The sequence below is a fragment of the Flavonifractor sp. genome, assembly GCF_019422385.1.
In the GTDB taxonomy this organism is placed as follows: Bacteria; Bacillota; Clostridia; order Oscillospirales; family Oscillospiraceae; genus Flavonifractor; species Flavonifractor avistercoris.
This window is the reverse complement of sequence record NZ_JAHZDL010000126.1, coordinates 1-5,237: the sequence shown is the minus strand read 5'-3', so window position 1 is coordinate 5,237 and position 5,237 is coordinate 1. Positions and strand designations below refer to the sequence as shown.

Annotated in this window: 9 protein-coding genes; 4 read left to right on the top strand and 5 right to left on the bottom strand. The window is 64.0% G+C overall.

All coding sequences use genetic code 11. The annotated features are described in order from the left end of the window. Nucleotides 1-283, bottom strand: a 283-nt coding sequence (locus QZ378_RS12125) for a dihydroxy-acid dehydratase (RefSeq protein WP_291258450.1), incomplete at its 3' end; no start/stop codon positions are given. A 120-nt stretch (nt 284-403) separates the two neighbouring features. Between QZ378_RS12125 and QZ378_RS12120 the strand changes: the two genes are divergently transcribed. Next, nucleotides 404-1,081 (top strand): FadR/GntR family transcriptional regulator, encoded by a 678-nt coding sequence (locus QZ378_RS12120; protein WP_291258449.1) that lies wholly within the window; start codon nt 404-406, stop codon nt 1,079-1,081. A 52-nt stretch (nt 1,082-1,133) separates the two neighbouring features. On the opposite strand, the gene QZ378_RS12115 is transcribed toward QZ378_RS12120, so the two are convergent. After that, entirely contained in the window at nt 1,134-1,391 is a 258-nt protein-coding gene (locus tag QZ378_RS12115; RefSeq protein ID WP_191529306.1) for a hypothetical protein, read from the bottom strand. An 84-nt stretch (nt 1,392-1,475) separates the two neighbouring features. On the opposite strand from QZ378_RS12115, the gene QZ378_RS12110 reads away from it, so the two are divergent. The 3 genes from QZ378_RS12110 (at nt 1,476) to QZ378_RS12100 (ending at nt 2,867) form a co-directional block, all read left to right on the top strand. Then, nucleotides 1,476-1,700 carry a helix-turn-helix transcriptional regulator gene (locus QZ378_RS12110; RefSeq protein WP_291258448.1) on the top strand — a complete coding sequence of 75 codons (225 nt, stop codon included), beginning with the start codon at nt 1,476-1,478 and terminating at the stop codon, nt 1,698-1,700. A 7-nt stretch (nt 1,701-1,707) separates the two neighbouring features. Then, nucleotides 1,708-1,953 (top strand): helix-turn-helix transcriptional regulator, encoded by a 246-nt coding sequence (locus tag QZ378_RS12105; protein WP_087236674.1) that lies wholly within the window; start codon nt 1,708-1,710, stop codon nt 1,951-1,953. Nucleotides 1,954-2,096: 143 nt separating this feature from the next. After that, complete coding sequence (locus tag QZ378_RS12100) at nt 2,097-2,867, top strand: helix-turn-helix transcriptional regulator (RefSeq protein WP_291258447.1); 771 nt, start codon at nt 2,097-2,099, stop codon at nt 2,865-2,867. Nucleotides 2,868-2,917: 50 nt separating this feature from the next. Here the strand turns inward: QZ378_RS12100 and QZ378_RS12095 are convergent, their stop codons facing one another. From QZ378_RS12095 to QZ378_RS12085, 3 genes are all read right to left on the bottom strand, one after another. Further along, complete coding sequence (locus tag QZ378_RS12095) at nt 2,918-3,319, bottom strand: hotdog fold domain-containing protein (RefSeq protein ID WP_087236676.1); 402 nt, start codon at nt 3,317-3,319, stop codon at nt 2,918-2,920. A 101-nt stretch (nt 3,320-3,420) separates the two neighbouring features. Beyond that, nucleotides 3,421-3,990, bottom strand: coding sequence for an ECF transporter S component (locus tag QZ378_RS12090; RefSeq protein WP_087236677.1), 570 nt, complete (start codon nt 3,988-3,990; stop codon nt 3,421-3,423). Between the two features lie 378 nt (nt 3,991-4,368). Next, the coding region (locus QZ378_RS12085; RefSeq protein WP_291258446.1) for an ATP-binding cassette domain-containing protein at nt 4,369-5,237 on the bottom strand (869 nt) is incomplete at its 5' end.

Below are 5,237 nucleotides of genomic sequence, written 5' to 3'. Positions count from 1 at the left end.
CCCGGGTGACCAGGGAGTACTTCATGCCGATGTGGCCCATGGCGATGCCGTCGCACACGGCGATGGCGGGGAACTCCACCGGGGTGCCGCCGGCGGCCCGGACGCCGGCCTTCACCGCTTCGGCGATCTTGTCCAGGTTCATGTGGCCGGGGACGATTTCGTTGTAGGAGCACACCACGCCGATGAGGGGCCGCTCCAGCTCCTCCTTGGTGTAGCCCAGGGCATAGAACAGGGAGCGGTTGGGGGCGCGCTCCACGCCCTTCGTCACGTTGTCGCTGCGCATAGGGAAAACCTCCTCCAGAAAAATGGGCACAAGTTGTATGATAACACTTGTATTGTCTGACTATATATTATAGGATAGAGGAGAGGCTGTCAAGGACTGACTGAAAGGAAAGTGAGATCCATGGAGAAAAAAAGCCTGGCCCAGCAGACCGCCGAGCGGCTCTACGGCCAGATTGTGGTGGAGAAGGCCCTGGCGCCGGGGGAGAAGCTGCCCAACGAGATGGAGCTGTCCGCCGCCCTGGGGGTGAGCCGGGCCACCCTGCGGGAGGCCATCCGCACCCTGTCCGCCGAGGGGGTGCTGGAGGTGCGCCGGGGCAAGGGCACCTTTGTGTCCGAACGGGTGGAGGAGATTGACGACTTCGGCTTCTCCGGCCTGGAGCGGGTGAAGGGCCAGCTGCGGGATCTCTTTGAGCTGCGGGCCATGTTCGAGCCCAAGGCCGCCGCCCTGGCCTGCCGCCGGGCCACGGAGGCCCAGCGGGCGGAGATCCTGGAGAAGGGCCGGGCGGTGGAGGAATGCATCCGGACGGGCAGAGACCGCACCGCCGCAGACCGGGCCTTCCACGCCGCCATCGTCCGGGCCGCCCACAACGAGTTCCTCATGCGCCTGCTGCCGCTGATTGACCAGGCGGTGGCCGCCGCCCTGACGGCGGGGGAGCACCAGGAGCAGCTGGCGGAGGACACCCTGCGGGATCACGCCCTGCTGATGGAGTTCTTCCAGCGGGGGGACGCCGAGGGCGCGGAGCACGCCATGGCCATCCACATGCGCCACAGCATGGACGTGATGGGGCTGAAAGAGTAAAACACGGAGCGCCGCCCGGTTCGGGCGGCGCTCCTGTGTTCTGCGGCAGAGGTCACTCGCACTCCCAGTGCCGGTCGGTTTCCAGCCCGGCCTCATGCCAGGCGCTCACAATGGCGTCGATGCGCTGAAAGCAGGTGGGATCGTCCAGTGCCTCATCGTCCAGGATCTCCTTGATCCGGCGGAGCAGCTGAACCGCGCAGAGCTCTGTCATATGGGCAATGGCTTCATCGCTCAGACAGTCCAGATATGTTATGATATAGTTGCCGATGGCGTTTGCACAGAGCTGCCTGGCCGTTTGATCGAAATTCATTGCACTCACCTCTGCCTCAATTATAGGTCAAAATCACCCTATTTTCAATAGGTCAATTTGCCATACTGTCTTTGGGTGATGATGATGTCAAGACTGAGACAGCTGAGAGATGCGCTGGGTTATTCTCAGGTGAAGATCCAGATGCTGACAGGGATTGACCAGAGCGATTACTCCAAAATTGAGAACGGGAAGCGGCACATGTCCTTTGAACAGTGCAAGCGGCTGGCGGTGGCCTTAAAGACCAGCATGGACTACCTGGCCGGCCTGACCGACGAGCCGGATCCCTATCCTCCTGCTCAACGGAGGTGACGATGCCATGTACAAGAACCGGGGGCCGGACGGGAGATGCAACCTGTGCGGCCAGCGGGTGGCCCAGCTCCGCAAGTCCATGAAGCCGAAGGTCTCCCAGCGGGCGCTGGCCGATATGCTCCAGCTGGCCGGGGTAGACGTGGATAAGAATGCGATTCAGCGAATTGAGTGTGGAAAACGGTTTGTCACAGACGTTGAGCTGAAGATTCTGGCCCAGGTGCTGGGCGTGACTGCGGACGAGCTTCTGCAATAGAGGGGGAAGCAGGTTCCCTGCCGGGCGATGGGCCGCACCATGCGCAGAGGCCACAAAGCATTGGGGGAGAAGGACTCTACCGCTGGTCGGTTGACGGGGGCGCCTCTTTCGGCTAGGCTGGAGGGGCGAAGGAGGAAACCGATATGAGCGAACACTGTGAGATCGACAAGGAAAAATTCGGGGCCTTTCTGGCCCGGCTGCGGAAGGAGAAGGGCCTGACCCAGAAGGAGCTGGCGGAGCGGCTGTTTGTCTCCGACAAGGCGGTGAGCAAGTGGGAGCGGAGCCTGAGCCTGCCCGACGTGGCCCTGCTGCTCCCCCTGGCGGACTGCCTGGGGGTGAGCGTCACCGAGCTGCTGCGGGGGGAGCGCACCACCCAGCCCCAGCTTCCGGTGGAGGAGGTGGAGGCCCTGGTGGGCTCCGCCCTCCGCATGGGCGGGGAGGAGCAGGCAGAGCGCCGGACAGACCGCCGGCGGTGGCGGCTGGCCTGCGTGCTGTGCGTGCTGGCCGGGGCGGCGGAGACGCTTGCGCTCCGGGCCCTGGGCTTTTCCTGGGCGGAGCTGGGCCCCGCCGTGCTGCTGGTGGAGGGGATGAGCCTGGTTTTCGCCCTGTGGCTGTGCTTCTGGGTAAAGGAGCGCCTGCCCGCCTACTACAACGAGAACCGCATCAGCATCTACAGCGACGGGGTGTTCCGCCTGAGCCTGCCGGGGGTGCACATCAACAACAGCAACTGGCCCCATATCCTGCGGGCCATGCGGGTGTGGCTGCTGGGGGCCATGGTGCTCTTCCCCCTGCTCTGGGGGGCGCTGGCCGCCCTGTGGCCGGGGCGGCTCTCCGCCGTCAGGCTGGCCCTGGTGCTGGTATTCTGCCTGGGCCTCTTTGTCCCCGCCATGCTCGCCGCCAGGCGGCACGCATGATAAAAAAACTCCGCCTGCTGTGCAGGCGGAGTTTTTTCCCGGTGAAATGATTAGTGAGGAATGCGCTGGCAGTCCTTGGGGGTCACGCAGGTGCCCTCGGCAATGCACACCACCACGGGCTCGGCCAGGAAGTCGGCGGCGGAGGGGCTGATGTCCGGGCGGGACACGGCCACCTTGCGGGCCTCGAACTTCATCTTGCGGGAGGTGTTGCCGATGTGGGTGATCTCACCGTAGGCCTCGATGTAGTCGCCGGCGTAGACAGGCGCCTTGAACTCGATGTTGTTGTACGCGCAGAACAGGCCCTCATCGCCGTCGCACTGGATCAGCAGCTCGGTGGCCACGTCGCCGAACAGGTGAACCATGTGGGCGCCGTCCACCAGGTTGCCGCCGTAGTGGGCGTCCTTGGCGGACATGCGCAGGCGGATCATAGAGGTATACTTCTTCTCTTCCATGTCATTCCACTCCTAAACTTTTTTTGGGAAATTTGATGAAATGGTACGTGAAATTGCGCAGATCTATTGTACGGCTTTGGACGGAACTTGTCAACACCGGCTTACGCCAGAGGCAGGTGGGCACGCTTCATGGCGGAGCGGATGGCCAGGTACAGGGGCGGAGCCGCCGCCACCGCCGCCGCCCCGTTGAACAGGGAGGCGGGGATTTTCAGGGGCAGCAGGGCCGCCGCCGCGGCAAAGGGCAGGCCGCCCACCAGCATGTTGTCGTAGAGCAGGGATTTTCCGAAGTAGAGCGCGTAATAGACCAGACAGCCCGTCAGGGCCGCCGCCAGACAGCGGGGATAGCCCAGCCGTTCCCGCCGCTGGGCATTGCCGGCCACCAGTCCGGCCCCCAGGCCCATGGCCCCCTTGGTCAGGAAGGTGAGCCAGCACTCCGGGGCAAAGACCGGGTTGGTCAGGTCGTACAGGGCGGAGCCCAGGCCGGAGGCCAGGCCGCCCACGGGCCCCAGCAGCAGCCCGGACAGGACGCAGGCGATGTTGGCCAGGGTGAAGGAGGTCTCGCCGGTGGGCAGGGGGATGATGATTCTGGGGTAGTTGACGGCGAACACCACCGCCGTCATCATGGCCAGCATGACCAGCCGCTGGGTGGTGAAGCCCTTTTGTCCAGACATGGGACACACCTCGCTGTCATTGACTTACGGGATCAGTATAACACCGGACTGACCTTAAAACAAAATCCAGATTCAGAAAATAGAGCAAGGTCAGACAGGGCGCAGAGCCGCCGCGAGAACTCGCGGCGGCTCTGTATTTCAGGCAGGCGGGTTACAGCATGCGCTTGAGGTACTGCCCGGTATAGGACGCCTCACAGGCAGCCACCTCTTCGGGGGTGCCCGTGACGACGATGTTTCCGCCGCCGTCGCCAATCCCCACGCGGCAGGCCGCGCGGGGGCCCCGGATTGATTTTATCTGCTCGGGCGGAGTGAATCCGCCCGGCATCAAGGTTTTGCCAGAGGCAAAACGCTTGGTGGGTGGCGACGGCGGCCGTTTTTTTACAGCATGCGCTTGAGGTATTGCCCGGTGTAGGAGGCGGCGCACTGCGCCACCTCCTCGGGAGTGCCGGTCACCACAATGTTTCCGCCGCCGTCTCCGCCCTCGGGGCCCAGATCGATGATGTGGTCGGCGGTCTTGATCACGTCCAGGTTGTGCTCGATGACCACCACGGTGTTGCCCACCTCCACCAGCTTCTGGAGCACCTCAATGAGCTTGTGCACATCGGCGGTGTGCAGGCCGGTGGTGGGCTCGTCCAGGATATAGATGGTCTGGCCGGTGGAGCGCTTGGCCAGCTCGGTGGCCAGCTTGACCCGCTGTGCCTCGCCGCCGGACAGGGTGGTGGAGGGCTGGCCCAGCTTCACATAGCCCAGGCCCACCTCGTAGAGGGTCTGGAGCTTGTTGTACAGCCGGGGCAGGTTCTCGAAGAAGGGGAGGGCCTCCTCCACCGTCATCTCCAGCACCTCATAGATGTTCTTGCCCTTGTAGCGCACCTCCAGGGTCTCCCGGTTGTACCGCTTGCCCTTGCACACCTCGCAGGGCACGTAGATGTCGGGGAGGAAGTGCATCTCAATTTTCAGCAGGCCGTCGCCCTGGCAGGCCTCACACCGGCCGCCCCGCACGTTGAAGGAGAACCGCCCGGCGTTGTAGCCCCGGCTCTTGGCGTCGGGGGTGGAGGCGAACAGCTCCCGGATGTCGTTGAACAGCCCGGTGTAGGTGGCGGGGTTGGAGCGGGGGGTGCGGCCGATGGGGGACTGGTCGATGTCGATCACCTTGTCCAGGAACTCCTCCCCCTCGATGCCTGCGTGCTTGCCCGGCCGGGTCTTGGCCCGGTTCAGGTCGGCGGCCAGCCGCTTGAAGAGGATCTCGT

Excerpts from the sequence above, each read along its gene's own strand:
- QZ378_RS12120 (WP_291258449.1), top strand. The coding sequence starts at position 404 with ATGGAGAAAAAAAGCCTGGCCCAGCAGACCGCCGAGCGGCTCTACGGC.
- QZ378_RS12115 (WP_191529306.1), bottom strand. The coding sequence starts at position 1,391 with ATGAATTTCGATCAAACGGCCAGGCAGCTCTGTGCAAACGCCATCGGC.
- QZ378_RS12110 (WP_291258448.1), top strand. The coding sequence starts at position 1,476 with ATGTCAAGACTGAGACAGCTGAGAGATGCGCTGGGTTATTCTCAGGTG.
- QZ378_RS12105 (WP_087236674.1), top strand. The coding sequence starts at position 1,708 with ATGTACAAGAACCGGGGGCCGGACGGGAGATGCAACCTGTGCGGCCAG.
- QZ378_RS12100 (WP_291258447.1), top strand. The coding sequence starts at position 2,097 with ATGAGCGAACACTGTGAGATCGACAAGGAAAAATTCGGGGCCTTTCTG.
- QZ378_RS12095 (WP_087236676.1), bottom strand. The coding sequence starts at position 3,319 with ATGGAAGAGAAGAAGTATACCTCTATGATCCGCCTGCGCATGTCCGCC.
- QZ378_RS12090 (WP_087236677.1), bottom strand. The coding sequence starts at position 3,990 with ATGTCTGGACAAAAGGGCTTCACCACCCAGCGGCTGGTCATGCTGGCC.